The sequence below is a fragment of the Pseudomonas sp. TWR3-1-1 genome (assembly GCF_049896545.1).
GTDB classification, from domain to species: Bacteria; Pseudomonadota; Gammaproteobacteria; order Pseudomonadales; family Pseudomonadaceae; genus Aquipseudomonas; species Aquipseudomonas weihenstephanensis.
Genome location: NZ_JAFCUO010000003.1, coordinates 296,302 through 311,468, shown reverse-complemented (window position 1 = coordinate 311,468; position 15,167 = coordinate 296,302). Strand labels below are relative to the sequence as shown.

Below are 15,167 nucleotides of genomic sequence, written 5' to 3'. Positions count from 1 at the left end.
CCTTCAGGCTTTAAGTCGCACCCAGTATTGGTAGAGGGGTTCGGCGAGAAACAATACAAACAGCAAACGCATGACTTGCAGCGCCGTGACCAACGGCACGGACAGCTGCAACACTTCGGCGGTGAGGCTCATTTCCGCGATCCCGCCCGGCATCATGCCCAGTGTCATGGAGCGCAGGTCCAGCTGGGTGAGGGCACTTAAACCCACGGCGCAGGCACTGGCGATCAGCATTGTCAGCGCTGTACCGAGCAGCGTGCGCCCGATGAACGACGGTGCGCGCCGAAAGAACGCGCGATTGAAGTGACAACCCAGACCACTGCCGATCAGCCATTGGCCTGCCTGACTACTGCCTTCGGGCAAGCCGGTGTGCAAGTCGAACAGGATACTGACGCTGGCGCTGATCAGCAGTGGTCCGAACAACCACGGGTTGGGCTGACGCAAGCGTTGCCACAGCCAGGCCAGCAAGGCGCCCGCCGGAAACAGCACGGCCAGCCAAAAAACATCAACCGGGGCGGGGTGCAAGGCCGGTGTGCCGCCACCCAACATGTATTTGAACGCGGCGGGCACACACAGCACCACGGCCAGCACCCGCAGACTCTGGCCCGCAGCCACTCGGCTCAGCACCGCACCGTTGCGTGCGCCAAGGTTGACCATTTCGCCAGAACCGCCTGGCATGCTGGAGAAAAACGCGGTGGCTCGGTCTTCGCCGCTGCGCCGCATGATCCACACGCTGATGATGCTCGACACGCTGGTCAGTAACGCCCCAAAAAAAATCAGCCAGAAGTGCGCGAGCACCTGTTCCATCACCACGGGTGTGAAATGCAGACCGATACCAATGCCGACAATCCATTGCCCGCACTTTCGGCCGCCCGGGATCTCGGCCAGTTGCCACGGGCTAAGGCAGCGCACCAGGATGATTGCCAACAACGACCCCACCATCCACGGCAGGGGCCAGCCGATCAGGCTGGCGAGGTAACCGCCAGCCAGACCGACCAGCGGTGTTGCCCACCACTGCTTGAACCTGGCCTCAGGCATTGGCCAGTGCACGACGTTGAGCACTGCGTTTGCGCCAGATGCGCACAATCGGCAGCAGCAACATGAGGCTGGTCAGCACCCACACCCCCAACGTGATAGGGCTGGACCACAGAATGTCCAGCGCACCGTTGGAAATCGACAGCGCACGGCGCAGGTTCTGCTCCATCAGGCCACCCAGAATGAAGCCCAGCAGCACCGGCGACAGCGGGAAGTCGAGCTTGCGCAGGATGTAACCGAAGATGCCAATGCCGATCATCAGGAACAGGTCGAAGGTGGTGGCATGCACCGCATACACACCAATGGCGGTAATGATCGCGATCACCGGCACCAGCGCCCAGTTCGGCACGGCAAGAATGCGGGTGAATATGCGGATCATCGGAATGTTGAGGATCACCAGCATGATGTTGGCGATGAACAACGACGCAATCAGGCCCCAGACGATGTCGGGCTGTTGTTGAAACAACAGGGGGCCGGGCGTGATGTTGTACAGCGACAACGCACCGATCATCACGGCGGTGGTGCCCGAACCCGGTACACCCAGCGTCAGCATTGGCACCATAGCGCCACAGGCCGACGCACCAATCGCGGTTTCAGGGGCCGCCAGTCCGCGCATGTCGCCTTCACCGAATTTACCCGTGGTGCCCGCCAGACGCTTTTCGGTCATGTAGGCCACGGCGCTGGCCAATGTCGCGCCCGCACCGGGCAGCACGCCCATGATGAAACCGAGCAGGCCGCAGCGAATATTCACGGCAAATACCGCTGCCGCTTCTTTGACGTTGAACATCATGCGGCCCGTGGCCTTGACCGCCTCCTGGCCGCGATGGGTTTTTTCCAGCAGCAAGAGAATCTCGCTGATGGAGAACAACCCCAACACCAGCACGACGAACTGAATGCCGTCAGTCAGGTGGATGTTATCGCCGGTAAAGCGGTACACACCGCTGTTGGCGTCGATCCCCACGCACGACAAAAACAAGCCGATCAGTGCGGCGATAAAGGTTTTGAGCGGTCGATCACCTGCCATACCGCCCAGGCACACGATCGCAAACACCATCAGCACGAAATACTCGGCGGGTCCGAAGGCGATCGCCCATTTGGCCAGCAGCGGCGCAAACAGCACCATGCCGCAGGTGGCGATAAAAGCGCCGATAAACGAACTCCAGGCCGACAGCGACAGCGCCACACCTGCCAACCCTTTGCGGGCCATCGGATAACCGTCCAGAGTGGTCATTACGGTAGACGCTTCGCCGGGAATGTTCAGCAGGATCGAGCTGATCCGCCCGCCGTACTCACAACCCAGGTACACCGCGGCCAGCAAAATCAGCGCGGATTCGGGCGGCAGCCCCAGCGCAAAGGCAATCGGAATCAGCAACGCGACCCCGTTGATCGGGCCCAACCCCGGCAGCAACCCCACCACGGTGCCGATCAACGTGCCGCACAGTGCCGTGATCAGGTTGTACGGGCTGAGCGCGACGCCGAAGCCCTGGCCCAGATAGCCAAAAGTATCCATATCAGTTCTCCAGAACGTCGAGCAGGCCGAGGGGCAGCGGAACATCCATCGCTTTATCGAACAACAGATAAAGCCCCACGCTCATCAAGCTGATGATCACCACGCTGGGCAGCCAGCGCCCGCCGTACAGGCGTGCCATCGGGATGCCAATCAGGATGCTGCTGAGGATGAAACCCAGCGGCTCAAAGGTGCCGGCAAAGATCAGCAACAGCACGACGCACACGCCGATCTTGATCAGGGTGTCGCGGTCCAGTTGCGGGTCGTCTTCGCTGTGCACCACCGGGGTTGGGCGAACGATCATGTAGATCAGGCCCAGCCCCATCAGGCCCAGCATCAGCAGCGGAAAGGCGCGCGGGCCGACGGGTTCGTACGAAAAAGCCGCCTGATACGGCCAGGCCATCAGCGCCAGGCCGACGCAGGCCAATAGCAGCACTGAGGCAAAAATGCGTTGTAAGAGCATGGTTCACTCCTGCGCCGCGCTGCGGGTGTGCAGCGCAGCTCTTTGGCAGTGGCGGTTACTGGATCAGGCCGAACTCTTTGGCCAGCACTTTGTAGTCGCTCACCTGCTGTTTGACGTAGGTATCCAGCTCGGGGCCGGTCATGGCGAACGGAAAGAGTTCGCGCTGATCGCGCAAGGTGGCGAACTCTTCAGAGGCCAACAGTGTGTCGAAGGCGTTTTTCCACCACGCGTAGTCTTCGTCGCTGACTTTTGGCCCCAGATAGAAACCGCGCACCACAGGCCACACGATGTCGTAGCCCTGCTCTTTGGCGGTCGGGATGTTTTTCATCTCCGGTTCGTCCAGGCGCTCTTTGGAGAACACGGCGAGGATGCGCATATCACCGCTTTGGATGTGCGGCATGGAGTCGGAAATATCCGTACTACCCACTTGAATGTGCCCGCCCAACAACGCCGTGGCGATTTCACCACCGCCTTCGAGCGCGACGTAGCGCAAGTCGCGCGGGTTGATCCCGGCGGCTTTGGCGATAAGCGCAGTTTGCATCCAGTCCTGGCTGCCGACGGTACCGCCGGAGCCGATGACCACTTTGCTCGGGTCTGCTTTGAGGGCCTTAACCAGATCGTCGAGGTTCTTGTACGGCGAGTCGCTTTTCACGGCAATCGCGCCGTAGCTGGTGCCGACGGCTGCAAGCCAGCGCACGGCGCCCTCATCAAAGCGCCCAAATTTGCCTTGGGCCAAATTGAGCAACGAGCCACTGGACCACGCTACCAGCGTGCCTGCATCGCCGGGTCGTTGGGCAACCACGGCGTTGTAAGCCACCGCGCCCACGCCGCCCGGCATGTAGGTGACGCGCATGGGTTTGCTGAGCAGTTTTTCGTTCACCAGCGCGCTTTGCGCCAGCTTGCAGGTCAAGTCAAAACCGCCACCGGGGGAGGCTGGGGCAATGCACTCCGGGCGTTTGGGTTCGGCGATGGAGGGGCCAGCGAACAACAGGCAGCTGGCAGCAAGAGCAACGGCGCGCAGTGATGGATTCATGTTGTCTCCAGGGGAGTTGTTGTTTTTAGAAGAAGGGCGGTGCCCTATCGCACGAGCAGCCGGATTTGACCGACGCGCACGCTAAACGCGGGGCGACAGAGCCTGTGGATCAGGCCCATGACTGCGCCGATCGAGGTGAATTGGCAAATACGAAGTAAACGGACAGGCCAGGTGGCCCGAGGCTGTAAAGCCGGCATGAAGAGGTGCTCCATTATTGTTCTTATTGGCGAAAACGCTTCGAGGCGTTTTTCGGGTCGCTACGGCATTCAGGGCGCAGGTAGTTGTAACTGCCCATTTCAAGATCCTAGTGGGCGAACCTTTCGCCAACCTTTCAACCGCCTTTCATCCCGTTTCATCCTTTTTCTGACTTCACAGCCTTGCAGGCGTCTGTACACTCCGCGCAAAGAAACGCAGGGCCTGATGCTGTTCAGCCGTACTTAAAAGAGGCGGCACGTGGGCAGGTCCCAATAAAAATAATGAGGATGATCCCATGCGCGTGCTTTTGGTCGAAGACCAGCCACAGCTGGCCGACAGTGTTGCTCAAGCGTTGAAAAGTACCGGTTTGACGGTGGATGTTTTGCACGATGGTGTGGCGGCCGATTTGGCGCTGGCCAGCGAAGAATATGCCGTGGTGATTCTGGATGTAGGGTTGCCACGCATGGATGGTTTCGAGGTGCTTGCCCGTTTGCGCGCGCGCGGTAAAACCCTTCCCGTGTTGATGCTGACCGCGCGCAGCGACGTCAAGGACCGCGTGCACGGGCTTAATTTAGGGGCGGATGATTATCTGGCCAAACCCTTTGAGCTGACTGAGCTTGAGGCGCGGGTCAAGGCGTTGCTGCGCCGCAGCGTATTGGGCGGCGAGCGTCAGCAGCGGTGTGGCGCGCTGGTCTACGACCTTGAGACGCGGCGCTTCACGCTGGGCGATGAGCTTGTGACCCTGACGTCGCGCGAGCAGGCAGTGCTGGAGGCGCTGATTGCGCGTCCCGGGCGGGTCATGAGCAAGGAGCAATTGGCCGCCCAGGTGTTTGGCCTGGATGAAGAGGCCAGCCCCGACGCGATTGAAATCTATGTGCATCGGCTGCGTAAAAAACTGGATGCCCAGAAAGTCGCGATTGTGACCTTCCGTGGCCTGGGTTACTTGCTGGAAAGCCGTGATGCGTAAACTCGACAGCTTGCGCTGGCGACTGCTGTGGCACCTGACGTTGCTGTTGGTGGTGTTGATGCTGGCGAGCAGTTTGAGTGCCTACTTCAATGGCCGCGAAGCCGCTGACACCGCCTATGATCGAACGCTGCTGGCGTCTGCGCGCACCATTGCGGCGGGGCTGTCGCAGCGCGATGGCAGCCTGAGTGCGGACGTGCCTTACGTTGCACTCGATACGTTTGCCTACGACAGTGCGGGACGTATCTATTACCAGGTCAACGATATTCATCAGCGCCTGATCTCCGGCTACGAGCATTTGCCCGGCCCCCCGCCGGGTACTTTACGCACAGATGATTACCCGGCGCTGGCGCGTTTTTATGACGCTCAATATTTGGGGCAGAACGTGCGCGTGGTCAGCTTGCTCAAGGCGGTGAGCGAGCCCAACATGAACGGCATGGCCGAGATTCGGGTGGCTGAAACCGACGAGGCGCGCGTATCGATGGCGCGCAGCCTGATGGCCGACACCTTGTTGCGCCTGGGCATGCTGGGGCTGGGCGCTTTGCTGGTGGTGTGGTTTGCGGTCAGTGCGGCGCTGCGGCCACTGGAGCGTTTGCGCACCGCTGTGGAGGAGCGCGAGCCGGATGATTTGCGGCCCTTGCCACGGGTCCCGGTGCAGCGCGAGTTGTGGCCGCTGGTACAAGCCCTCAATCATTTCACTGAGCGTCTGCGCGGTCAGTTTGAGCGTCAGGCGCAATTCATCGCCGATGCATCCCATGAGTTACGGACACCGTTGGCCGTGCTCAAGGCTCAGTTGGAGTTGGGCTTGCGTGCCCATGAGCCGGATACGTGGCGCAGCACCTTGGCGCAGGCGGTGCAAGGCACCGATCGGCTCACGCATTTGGCCAATCAATTACTGTCGCTGGCGCGTATTGAGAACGGGGCGCGGGCGATTGCAGAAGGGGGTGCGCAATTACTGGACCTCAGTCAACTGGCACGCGAACTGGGCATGGCGATGGCGCCGTTGGCCCATGCGCGTGGCGTGGCGTTGGCACTTGAGGCCGAACACCCGGTGTGGATGCACGGTGAGCCGACATTGCTCAATGAGTTACTCAGCAACCTGATGGACAACGCATTGGCCCACACCCCGGTCGGCGGCAATGTGATATTGCGCGTCATTGAGCCGGCGGTGCTGGAAGTTGAAGACGATGGGCCGGGCATTCCCTATGAAGACCGCGAGCGCGTATTTGAGCGGTTTTATCGCCGCAACCCGATGGTTGCAGGCTCGGGGCTGGGGTTGGCGATTGTGGGGGAGATCTGTCGCGCACATGTGGCGCAGATCACCCTGCACGATGGCGCGCAGGGTGGGCTGAAAGTGCGGGTCAGTTTTGTGCCTGCGACGGTGGCGCGCGGTGACGTCAGATAAACATGCTGCGGGCGGTGTTCAATTCATCGTGCAGCTTGGTGCTCATGGCATCCAGGCCCAGTTTCTTGAAGGCGGGCAATGCGTTCAGTTCAACCTGGGCAATGGCGCAATGGCCATTTTGATGGGTGAACACCGTAGCGATTTGCACCAGATCAATGTAATCGAGGCTGTCTGAATTGCGCATGAAGTCCAGGTACTGGCCGGGTAGCTTGACCAGCATTTCAGGGAATTCCCACACGCTGAGCAGTTTGTCGCCGATCAAGGGGTGGATGTTTTCGATGACGTGATTGAGCGACACCGGGTCCGAGAGCAGTTCGTTGTGCTCTTCGGCGTAGGTCAGAATCGGCAGCACCCCAATTTGATGAACCAGACCGCCCAGTGCAGCCTGATCCGGTTTCAGTTGGGTGTAGCGTCTGCACAAGGCATAACAGATGCCGGCGATTTCCAGGCTTTGACGCCACACCTCGCGCATTTTCTGTTCGACCACGTCAGAGCGTGCATGGAAGATTTGCTCCATGACCAGCCCGATGGCCAGGTTGCTGCTGTAATTGACCCCCAGGCGCGTAATGGCTGTGTGCAGGTCGGTGACTTCCTGAGTGGCGCGCAACAGCGGACTGTTGACCACTTTAATCAGGCGGGCAGACAGCGCGGTGTCACGGCCAATGACTTTGCTTAAATGACTGACACTGATATCAGGGTTTTCAGCGGCCTTGCGGATGTTCAAGGCTACTTCGGGTAGCGTGGGCAGAACCAGGTCATCTTTATCAATAGCCTGAATCAAATCCTTTTGGACTTTATGCGCCAACGTGCTCATTTCTGTTCTCTGGGGGTTTCAAGGTACGGCAATTAGCGCTGGATCTCGCGATCACGGTCCAGTTGATAGGGCAGGTCCATCAGCGACAGTGCAGGCCCTTGTAAATCACCGACATGCACATCGCCTGACTGCGCCGCTTCGGCTTGCAGAACGGCCAGTAATTCAACACCGTGTTCGCTACGGGCGCCGATCACCACTTCGCCAATGGCGCTGCTATGAGTGGGGGCAAACAGCGGAGTTCCCGGTAATGGCACCTCATTGCCTGTAAGCGACAGGCGGTAGAGGTGGCGTTTGAGCTTGCCCAGATACTGCATGCGCGCAACGATCTCCTGACCCGTGTAGCAACCTTTTTTGAAGCTCACACCGCCCACTGCCTGCAGGTTGATCATTTGCGGGATAAACAGCTCGCGGGTTTGCGCCATGACTTGGCCGATACCGGCGCGGATCTGGCCCAGTAGCCAATCATTAAGCTCGGCTTGAGGCAATTGAGCCTCCAGTTGGCGAGTCAGGGTGTGCGCCTGATCGGCAGGCGCCCACAGTTCGGCACGGCCTTCAGAGGCGCGAACCGCGATCAAGTCGTTGGCGCGCGCTACGCTGTCGGTGTCGGCAGGCAGGTGCAGGCCCAGGCTCTCAAGTACGTGGTCGGCCTGTACCAGGCCAAAACGCACCCAGTTAGCGCTGTCATCGGTAAGCGTGGACTTTGAAAACACGGCGTACTTTTTCAGGTCGGCCAATTGTGGCTCTACCAGTTCGCGGGCCATCGCCAGCAAGCAGCCGTCGGGCTGAAGGACGATGCGGAAACTTGATTGCATCCGGCCTTTTTGCGTGCAGCGGGCGCCGAGGCTTGCGCGCGTGTCGCTCAAGTAATTGAGGTTGCAGGTCAACTGCCCCTGTAAAAACTTGCTCGCGTCATTGCCGCGAACAGCAAGCACGCCTTCGTGCGTCAGGGTGCAGAAAAAAGCAGAGTCGGCCATGGTTCATCGCAGGTCAAAAAGTCTGGGACACATCATAGAGGTGCGTTCTGCAAATGGATAGTTCGCGTAGGACCGGTGGAGGCCGACCAAAGCCGACTGGTCTCTGGCAGAACGGCCTGTATACTTGCGCACTATTTGAGGAGCGCTCCATGGTCGAAGATGTTGAACTCAATCGTCTCTACTGGCACAGCCGCCGCGGCATGCTTGAACTGGACGTGCTGTTGGTGCCTTTCGTCAAAGAGGTATACGCCACGCTGAACGACGTAGACCGCGAGTGCTATCGCAAGCTGCTTGAGTGCGAAGACCAGGACATGTTCGGCTGGTTTATGGAGCGCAGCGAGTCCGAAGACCCGGAGTTGCAGCGCATGGTTCGCATGATCCTGGATCGTGTCCAGCCCAAGTAATTTTTTCGAATGCCGCTGGCGTGCTTCCGGGCACTTGCTGGCGGCGTATCTTGCAGCCCAGACACTGGCGCTGATCGCAATCTGCCTTCTTTCAATCCCTGCCTGGGCTCAAGTGCTGGGGGCTTTTGTGTGTCTGAGCCACGGGTTTTGGGTGTGGCCACGGCATATCCGCCTGACCCATCCCACGGCGATTAGCGGCTTGCGGCGTAATGCTGAGGGTTGGCAGTTGTGGAGTCGTGCCAACGGTTGGCAGGCTGTTCAACTGCGTCGCGACAGTATCGCGTGGCCTGCGTTGGTGATTGTGCGTTTTAGTCTGCGAGGCGAGCGTTGGGTGCGTGCTGCCTGCATACCCTGCGACGCGCTGGCGCCCGATCAGCACCGGCGCCTGCGCGTGCGGCTCAAGTTCAGTCGGCGTAGGTGGCTGGCACCAGAATAGTGTCCAGTGCCTCGGGCAGCATGTGCGGGTAGTCGAGTGTGTAATGCAGGCCGCGCGACTCCTTTCTGGCCATCGCGCTGCGGATCATCAGTTCGGCCACTTGCGCCAGGTTGCGCAACTCGATCAAGTCACGGCTGACTTTATAGTTGCTGTAGAACTCGTCAATTTCATCCAGCAATAGCCGAACCCGGTGCTGTGCCCGTTGCAGGCGCTTGTTGGTGCGCACGATACCCACGTAGTCCCACATGAAGCGCCGCAGCTCATCCCAGTTGTGGGCGATGATCACGTCTTCGTCCGAATCGGTCACCTGGCTCGCATCCCAACTGGGTAAGGCCACTGGAATGGCGATGTGCTGCAATTGAGCCAAAATGTCAGTGGCAGCTGCGCGGCCATACACGAAACACTCCAGCAAGGAGTTGCTGGCCATGCGATTGGCACCGTGCAGGCCGGTGAAACTGGTCTCGCCGATGGCATATAGGCCGGGTACATCGGTGCGCCCATGCGCGTCGACCATGACCCCGCCGCAGGTGTAATGCGCGGCTGGCACCACGGGGATGGGCTGGCGGGTGATGTCGATGGAAAACTCAAGGCAGCGCTCATACACCGTCGGGAAATGGGTCTTGATGAACGTTTCGGATTTATGGCTGATGTCCAGGTACACGCAATCAATGCCCAGACGCTTCATTTCGTGGTCGATGGCCCGGGCGACAATATCGCGCGGGGCCAATTCGCCGCGCGGGTCAAAGCGCTGCATGAAGCGCTCGCCGTTTGGCAGCTTTAAATGTGCCCCTTCGCCACGCAGGGCTTCGGTGATCAAAAAGCTTTTGGCTTGCGGGTGATACAGGCAGGTGGGGTGGAACTGGTTGAATTCCAGGTTCGCAACGCGACAGCCCGAGCGCCACGCCATCGCAATGCCGTCACCGCAGGCGCCGTCCGGATTGCTGGTATAGAGGTAGACCTTGGCGGCGCCGCCGGTGGCCAGAATCGTAAAGCGCGAGCCGAAAGTGTCTACTTCACCTGTGGCGCGATTGAGCACATAGGCCCCCAGGCAGCGATCACCGTCCAGCCCCAGCCTGCGCTCGGTAATCAGATCAACGGCCACCCGTTGTTCAAGCAATTCAATGTTGGGGCGTTGGCGAGCCTGTTCGAGCAGGGTTTTGAAAATCGCGGCCCCCGTTGCGTCGGCCGCGTGGATGATGCGCCGGTGGCTGTGCCCGCCTTCGCGGGTGAGGTGGAACTCAAAGCCCGGGTGCTGCGGGTCGACGGCTTCATCGCGGGTGAAGGGTACGCCTTGATCGATCAGCCACTGAATGGCCTCGCGACTGTGCTCGACAGTGAAACGCACGGCATCTTCATGGCACAGGCCACCGCCGGCGTTGAGGGTGTCTTCAACGTGGGACTGCACCGTGTCGGTGTCATCGAGCACGGCGGCAACACCGCCTTGTGCCCAGAACGTCGAGCCGTTGGCCAGATCGCCCTTGCTCAGAACTGCAATGCGCATGTGGCCGGGCAAGGTAAGTGCCAGGCTCAAACCGGCAGCACCGCTGCCAATCACCAGCACATCATGTTGAAAATGTTGGCTCATTCTTCTGACATCCGCAAAAAAGCGCCCACTAGTATATAGAGGGGGGGATCGGCACAATAGCCGGGCCTTTATGGCATTGTGAAACTACAGCGGGCACGAAGTGTGCCTCACTCGCAGGCGGTCTGTATGCCGGTATGCAGAATAATTTGCCGGTACAGGCCGGGTTCAAGCGTGTGCAGAGGCTCGCGCGTGGGGCTGTGGCGCAATGAATGGCAACTCGCTCGGATTAATTGAACTTTTCGTATAGGCCAATGTTCCATAGAGGGTTGCCCATCATGAAGGGGGACAGCGTTGGCTTTAACGCCGGCGGGCTTGAGATATGGCCTGCAGCAGGTAAATTCGACGACAAGATTATTGACGCAGCCGGCAAGGCCGAGCTGCGTTTTCGTGCGCGCCAAATCCGAGTGCGCAGGAAACTTACCAGGGGGGAGAGAACTTTTGCGTAAAGCCCGAGTCTATGTTTGCAAGCCTGATCAATTAGCACAGCAATCTCCCTCTCGGTCTTATGAGGAGTATTCATGCTAACCCAGGAAGAGGATCAGCAGCTGGTCGAGCGCGTACAGCGTGGCGACAAGCGTGCATTCGATCTGCTAGTGCTGAAATACCAGCACAAAATTCTCGGGTTGATCGTGCGGTTTGTGCACGACACCCATGAAGCCCAAGACGTTGCACAAGAAGCCTTCATCAAGGCTTACCGGGCACTCGGTAATTTTCGCGGAGACAGCGCCTTTTATACATGGCTGTACCGCATCGCCATTAACACGGCTAAAAATTACCTGGTGTCACGGGGGCGACGTCCGCCAGACAGTGATGTGAGTTCTGAAGATGCTGAGTTTTACGATGGTGACCACGGTCTGAAAGATCTGGAATCGCCGGAGCGTGCTTTGCTCCGCGATGAGATCGAAGGTACCGTTCATCGCACGATTCAGCTGTTACCAGAAGATCTACGAACGGCGTTAACTTTACGTGAGTTTGATGGTCTGAGTTACGAGGACATTGCGAGCGTCATGCAATGCCCGGTGGGTACCGTGCGCTCCCGGATTTTCCGCGCCCGGGAAGCCATTGATAAAGCCCTGCAACCTTTGTTGCAGGAAACCTGAGACAGCGGCGACAGCCAAGAGAGGAACCGCCATGAGTCGTGAAGCCCTGCAGGAATCGCTGTCCGCGGTGATGGATAACGAAGCGGACGAACTGGAACTACGTCGGGTATTGAATGCCTTTGACGATTCGCACACCCGTGACACCTGGTCTCGTTACCAAGTGGCACGTGCTGCGATGCACAAGGATTTGATGATTCCACGCCTGGACATCGCATCTGCTGTATCGGCTGCATTGGCCGAGGAACAAACCCCGGTCAAAGTGGCCTCCAGCCCCTGGAAAAGCATTGGGCGTCTGGCAGTTGCAGCGTCGGTAACTGTCGCTGTGTTGGCCGGTGTAAGGCTCTACAACCAGGATGACATCGTCGGTGCACAGCTTGCTCAGCAAGGTACTCAGCCGAGCATGACCGCGCCGATGGTTAAAGGCCCTGCCGTACTGGCCAACTACAAAGAGAGTGCTGACCAGGCTCCGGGCCCTATGGCCAACGGTGTTCTGCAAGGTCAGTCAGGTTGGCAGGATCAACGTTTGCCGGGTTACCTGCGTCAGCATGCCCAGCAAGCTGCGATGAAAAGCACTGAGGGTGTTCTTCCTTACGCTCGAGCCGCCAGTCTGGAAAACCGTTAAGGCCATCATGCGCGTCCTACCTCTGTTACCGCTTTTGCTCAGTGGCTGGTTTGCAGTGCCAGCCCATGCCGATGAAGCTCAGGATTGGCTCAAACGCCTCGGGCAAGCGGAGCAGCAGCAAAGCTATCAAGGCACCTTCGTTTATGAACGCAACGGTAGTTTTTCTACCCACAGCATCTGGCACCTCGTGCAGGATGGGAACGTTCGTGAACGACTGCTGCAACTCGATGGCCCTGCTCAAGAGGTTGTCCGCGCCGATGGGCGCACCCTCTGTGTCACTGGCCAGCTGGTTTCGGGGCTACGCGGTACATCGGCAGCGTCGGTCAGAACGCTGGAGACCGAAAAACTCAGCAACTGGTACGCAGTGACCAAAACCGGAGATTCACGCGTAGCGGGTCGCCGGGCGGTGATTATTTCCCTGACGCCGCGTGATCAGCACCGTTACGGCGTTGAGTTGTATCTGGATCGCGACACCGGTTTGCCGCTTAAATCATTGCTGCTCAATGATAAGGCGCAACTGCTGGAGCGTTTTCAGTTCACTGAGCTGGACACTCAAACGCCTGACAGTGCACTGCTCAAACCCAGTGGACAGTGTCAGTCGGTTTCGCTCCAGCCGCCTGTCGAACAAACCGGCGCAGTGACTCACGCCTGGCATTCAGACTGGCTGCCTCCGGGGTTTGAACTGGTCAACAGCACGGTCAATCGAGACCCGAAGACCAAGTCCGAAGTCACCAGCCTGTTGTATGACGACGGTCTAGCCCGCTTTTCAGTCTTCCTGGAGCCGCTCAATGGCGCCTCTGCACCTGACACGCGAGTTCAACTGGGCCCTACAGCTGCCGTTTCAAGGCACCTGACGACCAATGACGGCGATATGCTGGCTACCGTGGTGGGCGAGATTCCAATCGGCACTGCAGAACGCATTGCGCTTTCCATGCGTACCGGTAAAGCCGAGCCGCAGGTCAAGCCTTAGTGGTGCGCCGACATGTCTGGTGAAGATTTTCATTTGCCAAACGTTTTATATTTTTCTATAGGTCAGAGCCCTAAAGGCTCTGGCCTTGTTTGTTTGTGGGTGTCCAAAAATACGGTCTATGCTTTGGGCTTGGTTTTTGGATGCCAGCCGCTTAACTCTGCTTGCTATTAACGGGAGCTGTATGTCGATGCCTCGATTGAAACCTTACTTACCCATTCTTGCGGCCGTGATGATGCTCGGGCAGGCAGTTCCGGCCTTGGCGGATGCGCCGTTGGTGCAGTTGCCCGACTTCACGCAGTTGGTTGAACAAGCCTCCCCGGCGGTGGTGAACATCAGCACCACGCAAAAATTACCTGAGCGCCGTGTGTCAAGCATGGGGCAAATGCCAGACCTGGAAGGGCTGCCGCCCGGTTTGCGGGACTTTTTCGAGCGTAGCATGCCGCAAGCACCACGCAGCGGCGGCGGGCGTCAGCGCGAAGCTCAATCGTTGGGTTCGGGTTTTATCATTTCGCCTGATGGCTATGTCCTGACCAACAACCACGTCGTGGCGGATGCAGATGAAATCATCGTGCGTCTCTCAGACCGCAGCGAAATGAAAGCCAAGCTGGTTGGCACCGATCCACGCTCTGACGTGGCGCTGCTGAAAATCGAAGGCAAAAACCTGCCAGTTCTGAAACTGGGCAAGTCGCAAGACCTCAAAGCAGGGCAGTGGGTGGTAGCGATCGGTTCACCGTTCGGTTTTGACCACACCGTGACCCAGGGCATCATCAGCGCCATCGGCCGCAGCCTGCCGAACGAAAGCTACGTGCCTTTTATCCAGACTGACGTGCCGATCAACCCGGGTAACTCCGGCGGCCCGCTGTTCAACCTGGCCGGTGAGGTTGTGGGTATCAACTCGCAAATCTACACCCGCTCCGGTGGTTTCATGGGCGTGTCGTTTGCCATCCCTATCGACGTAGCGATGGACGTGTCCAACCAGCTTAAAAGCGGTGGCAAAGTCAGCCGTGGCTGGTTGGGTGTGGTGATTCAAGAGGTCAACAAAGACCTGGCTGAATCCTTCGGTCTGGACAAGCCAGCCGGTGCGCTGGTGGCTCAAGTGCTCGATGACGGCCCGGCAGCCAAAGGCGGCCTGCAAGTGGGTGACGTGATCCTGAGCATGAATGGCCAGCCAATTGTGATGTCTGCCGACCTGCCGCATCTGGTGGGTGCTCTCAAGGCGGGCAGCAAGGCAAGCCTTGAAGTGGTGCGTGACGGCAAGCGTAAAACCCTGGACCTGACCGTGGGCGCGATTCCTGACGAAGGCAAAGAGATGGACTCGCCGAGCGGTGCCGAGCGCAGCAGCAACCGTCTGGGTGTTTCTGTGGTGGACCTGAGCGAGGAACAGAAGAAAGCCAACGACATCAAGGGTGGCGTGATCATCAAGGATGTTCAGGACGGCCCTGCGGCCCTGATCGGCCTGCAACCAGGTGATGTCATTACACACTTGAACAACCAGGCGATTACCGATGCCAAACAGTTCACTGACATTGCCAAGGCGCTGCCAAAAAACCGTTCGGTGTCGATGCGCGTGCTGCGTCAAGGTCGTGCCAGCTTTATTACCTTCAAACTGGCGGAGTAACGCTGGTATAGGCAATACGTTGAGGTAATGAGAAAGCCCGTATCG

At 58.9% G+C, this 15,167-nt stretch carries 15 protein-coding genes; 8 read left to right on the top strand and 7 right to left on the bottom strand.

The window, feature by feature from the left end; all coding sequences use genetic code 11:
* Positions 1-3 precede the first annotated feature (3 nt).
* From ACP7A4_RS10085 to ACP7A4_RS10070, 4 genes are read right to left on the bottom strand one after another with little or no spacing between them, the layout of a single operon-like run.
* Complete coding sequence (locus ACP7A4_RS10085; RefSeq protein ID WP_059764644.1) at positions 4-1,035, bottom strand: AbrB family transcriptional regulator; 1,032 nt, start codon at positions 1,033-1,035, stop codon at positions 4-6.
* Entirely contained in the window at positions 1,028-2,542 is a 1,515-nt protein-coding gene (locus ACP7A4_RS10080) for a tripartite tricarboxylate transporter permease (protein ID WP_426246628.1), read from the bottom strand. The genes ACP7A4_RS10085 and ACP7A4_RS10080 overlap by 8 nt, the downstream gene beginning before the upstream one ends.
* Before the next feature lies 1 nt (position 2,543).
* Entirely contained in the window at positions 2,544-3,002 is a 459-nt protein-coding gene (locus tag ACP7A4_RS10075) for a tripartite tricarboxylate transporter TctB family protein (RefSeq protein WP_059764648.1), read from the bottom strand.
* Positions 3,003-3,057: 55 nt separating this feature from the next.
* Complete coding sequence (locus ACP7A4_RS10070; RefSeq protein ID WP_048363399.1) at positions 3,058-4,035, bottom strand: Bug family tripartite tricarboxylate transporter substrate binding protein; 978 nt, start codon at positions 4,033-4,035, stop codon at positions 3,058-3,060.
* Positions 4,036-4,525: 490 nt separating this feature from the next.
* Here ACP7A4_RS10070 and ACP7A4_RS10065 point away from each other — a divergent pair, with 490 nt between their 5' ends.
* Together ACP7A4_RS10065 and ACP7A4_RS10060 are read left to right on the top strand one after the other, a co-directional pair.
* The gene (locus ACP7A4_RS10065; protein WP_059764650.1) at positions 4,526-5,197 is read left to right on the top strand and encodes a response regulator; all 672 of its coding nucleotides are present in this window, start codon (positions 4,526-4,528) and stop codon (positions 5,195-5,197) included.
* Entirely contained in the window at positions 5,190-6,599 is a 1,410-nt protein-coding gene (locus ACP7A4_RS10060; RefSeq protein ID WP_059764653.1) for a sensor histidine kinase, read from the top strand. Before ACP7A4_RS10065 ends, ACP7A4_RS10060 begins: the two co-directional genes overlap by 8 nt.
* On the opposite strand, the gene ACP7A4_RS10055 is transcribed toward ACP7A4_RS10060, so the two are convergent.
* Positions 6,592-7,413, bottom strand: a complete 822-nt coding sequence (locus tag ACP7A4_RS10055; RefSeq protein ID WP_426246624.1) for an HDOD domain-containing protein — start codon at positions 7,411-7,413, stop codon at positions 6,592-6,594. The genes ACP7A4_RS10060 and ACP7A4_RS10055 overlap by 8 nt on opposite strands.
* 32 nt (positions 7,414-7,445) lie before the next feature.
* Entirely contained in the window at positions 7,446-8,387 is a 942-nt protein-coding gene (locus ACP7A4_RS10050; protein ID WP_059764657.1) for a YgfZ/GcvT domain-containing protein, read from the bottom strand.
* Positions 8,388-8,536: 149 nt separating this feature from the next.
* Between ACP7A4_RS10050 and ACP7A4_RS10045 the strand changes: the two genes are divergently transcribed.
* Both ACP7A4_RS10045 and ACP7A4_RS10040 read left to right on the top strand, forming a co-directional pair.
* A complete protein-coding gene (locus tag ACP7A4_RS10045; RefSeq protein WP_048363403.1) occupies positions 8,537-8,791 on the top strand; it encodes a succinate dehydrogenase assembly factor 2 in 255 nt (84 codons plus the stop codon).
* Entirely contained in the window at positions 8,775-9,227 is a 453-nt protein-coding gene (locus ACP7A4_RS10040) for a protein YgfX (RefSeq protein WP_426246622.1), read from the top strand. Before ACP7A4_RS10045 ends, ACP7A4_RS10040 begins: the two co-directional genes overlap by 17 nt.
* On the opposite strand, the gene nadB is transcribed toward ACP7A4_RS10040, so the two are convergent.
* Positions 9,196-10,812 carry an L-aspartate oxidase gene (gene nadB / locus ACP7A4_RS10035; protein WP_059764661.1) on the bottom strand — a complete coding sequence of 539 codons (1,617 nt, stop codon included), beginning with the start codon at positions 10,810-10,812 and terminating at the stop codon, positions 9,196-9,198. The genes ACP7A4_RS10040 and nadB overlap by 32 nt on opposite strands.
* A 518-nt stretch (positions 10,813-11,330) precedes the next feature.
* On the opposite strand from nadB, the gene rpoE reads away from it, so the two are divergent.
* The 4 genes from rpoE to ACP7A4_RS10015 all read left to right on the top strand — a co-directional run bounded on the left by rpoE (position 11,331) and on the right by ACP7A4_RS10015 (position 15,122).
* Complete coding sequence (gene rpoE / locus ACP7A4_RS10030) at positions 11,331-11,912, top strand: RNA polymerase sigma factor RpoE (protein ID WP_047277106.1); 582 nt, start codon at positions 11,331-11,333, stop codon at positions 11,910-11,912.
* Between the two features lie 31 nt (positions 11,913-11,943).
* Positions 11,944-12,534, top strand: coding sequence for a sigma-E factor negative regulatory protein (locus ACP7A4_RS10025; RefSeq protein ID WP_048363406.1), 591 nt, complete (start codon positions 11,944-11,946; stop codon positions 12,532-12,534).
* A gap of 7 nt (positions 12,535-12,541) precedes the next feature.
* Positions 12,542-13,504 carry a MucB/RseB C-terminal domain-containing protein gene (locus tag ACP7A4_RS10020; RefSeq protein WP_059764666.1) on the top strand — a complete coding sequence of 321 codons (963 nt, stop codon included), beginning with the start codon at positions 12,542-12,544 and terminating at the stop codon, positions 13,502-13,504.
* Between the two features lie 181 nt (positions 13,505-13,685).
* Positions 13,686-15,122, top strand: a complete 1,437-nt coding sequence (locus ACP7A4_RS10015) for a DegQ family serine endoprotease (protein ID WP_048363408.1) — start codon at positions 13,686-13,688, stop codon at positions 15,120-15,122.
* Positions 15,123-15,167 lie beyond the last annotated feature (45 nt).

Excerpts from the sequence above, each read along its gene's own strand:
- ACP7A4_RS10025 (WP_048363406.1), top strand. The coding sequence starts at position 11,944 with ATGAGTCGTGAAGCCCTGCAGGAATCGCTGTCCGCGGTGATGGATAAC.
- ACP7A4_RS10015 (WP_048363408.1), top strand. The coding sequence starts at position 13,686 with ATGTCGATGCCTCGATTGAAACCTTACTTACCCATTCTTGCGGCCGTG.
- ACP7A4_RS10020 (WP_059764666.1), top strand. The coding sequence starts at position 12,542 with ATGCGCGTCCTACCTCTGTTACCGCTTTTGCTCAGTGGCTGGTTTGCA.
- ACP7A4_RS10080 (WP_426246628.1), bottom strand. The coding sequence starts at position 2,542 with ATGGATACTTTTGGCTATCTGGGCCAGGGCTTCGGCGTCGCGCTCAGC.
- ACP7A4_RS10050 (WP_059764657.1), bottom strand. The coding sequence starts at position 8,387 with ATGGCCGACTCTGCTTTTTTCTGCACCCTGACGCACGAAGGCGTGCTT.
- ACP7A4_RS10085 (WP_059764644.1), bottom strand. The coding sequence starts at position 1,035 with ATGCCTGAGGCCAGGTTCAAGCAGTGGTGGGCAACACCGCTGGTCGGT.
- ACP7A4_RS10065 (WP_059764650.1), top strand. The coding sequence starts at position 4,526 with ATGCGCGTGCTTTTGGTCGAAGACCAGCCACAGCTGGCCGACAGTGTT.
- rpoE (WP_047277106.1), top strand. The coding sequence starts at position 11,331 with ATGCTAACCCAGGAAGAGGATCAGCAGCTGGTCGAGCGCGTACAGCGT.
- ACP7A4_RS10075 (WP_059764648.1), bottom strand. The coding sequence starts at position 3,002 with ATGCTCTTACAACGCATTTTTGCCTCAGTGCTGCTATTGGCCTGCGTC.
- ACP7A4_RS10060 (WP_059764653.1), top strand. The coding sequence starts at position 5,190 with ATGCGTAAACTCGACAGCTTGCGCTGGCGACTGCTGTGGCACCTGACG.
- ACP7A4_RS10045 (WP_048363403.1), top strand. The coding sequence starts at position 8,537 with ATGGTCGAAGATGTTGAACTCAATCGTCTCTACTGGCACAGCCGCCGC.
- ACP7A4_RS10070 (WP_048363399.1), bottom strand. The coding sequence starts at position 4,035 with ATGAATCCATCACTGCGCGCCGTTGCTCTTGCTGCCAGCTGCCTGTTG.
- ACP7A4_RS10055 (WP_426246624.1), bottom strand. The coding sequence starts at position 7,413 with ATGAGCACGTTGGCGCATAAAGTCCAAAAGGATTTGATTCAGGCTATT.
- nadB (WP_059764661.1), bottom strand. The coding sequence starts at position 10,812 with ATGAGCCAACATTTTCAACATGATGTGCTGGTGATTGGCAGCGGTGCT.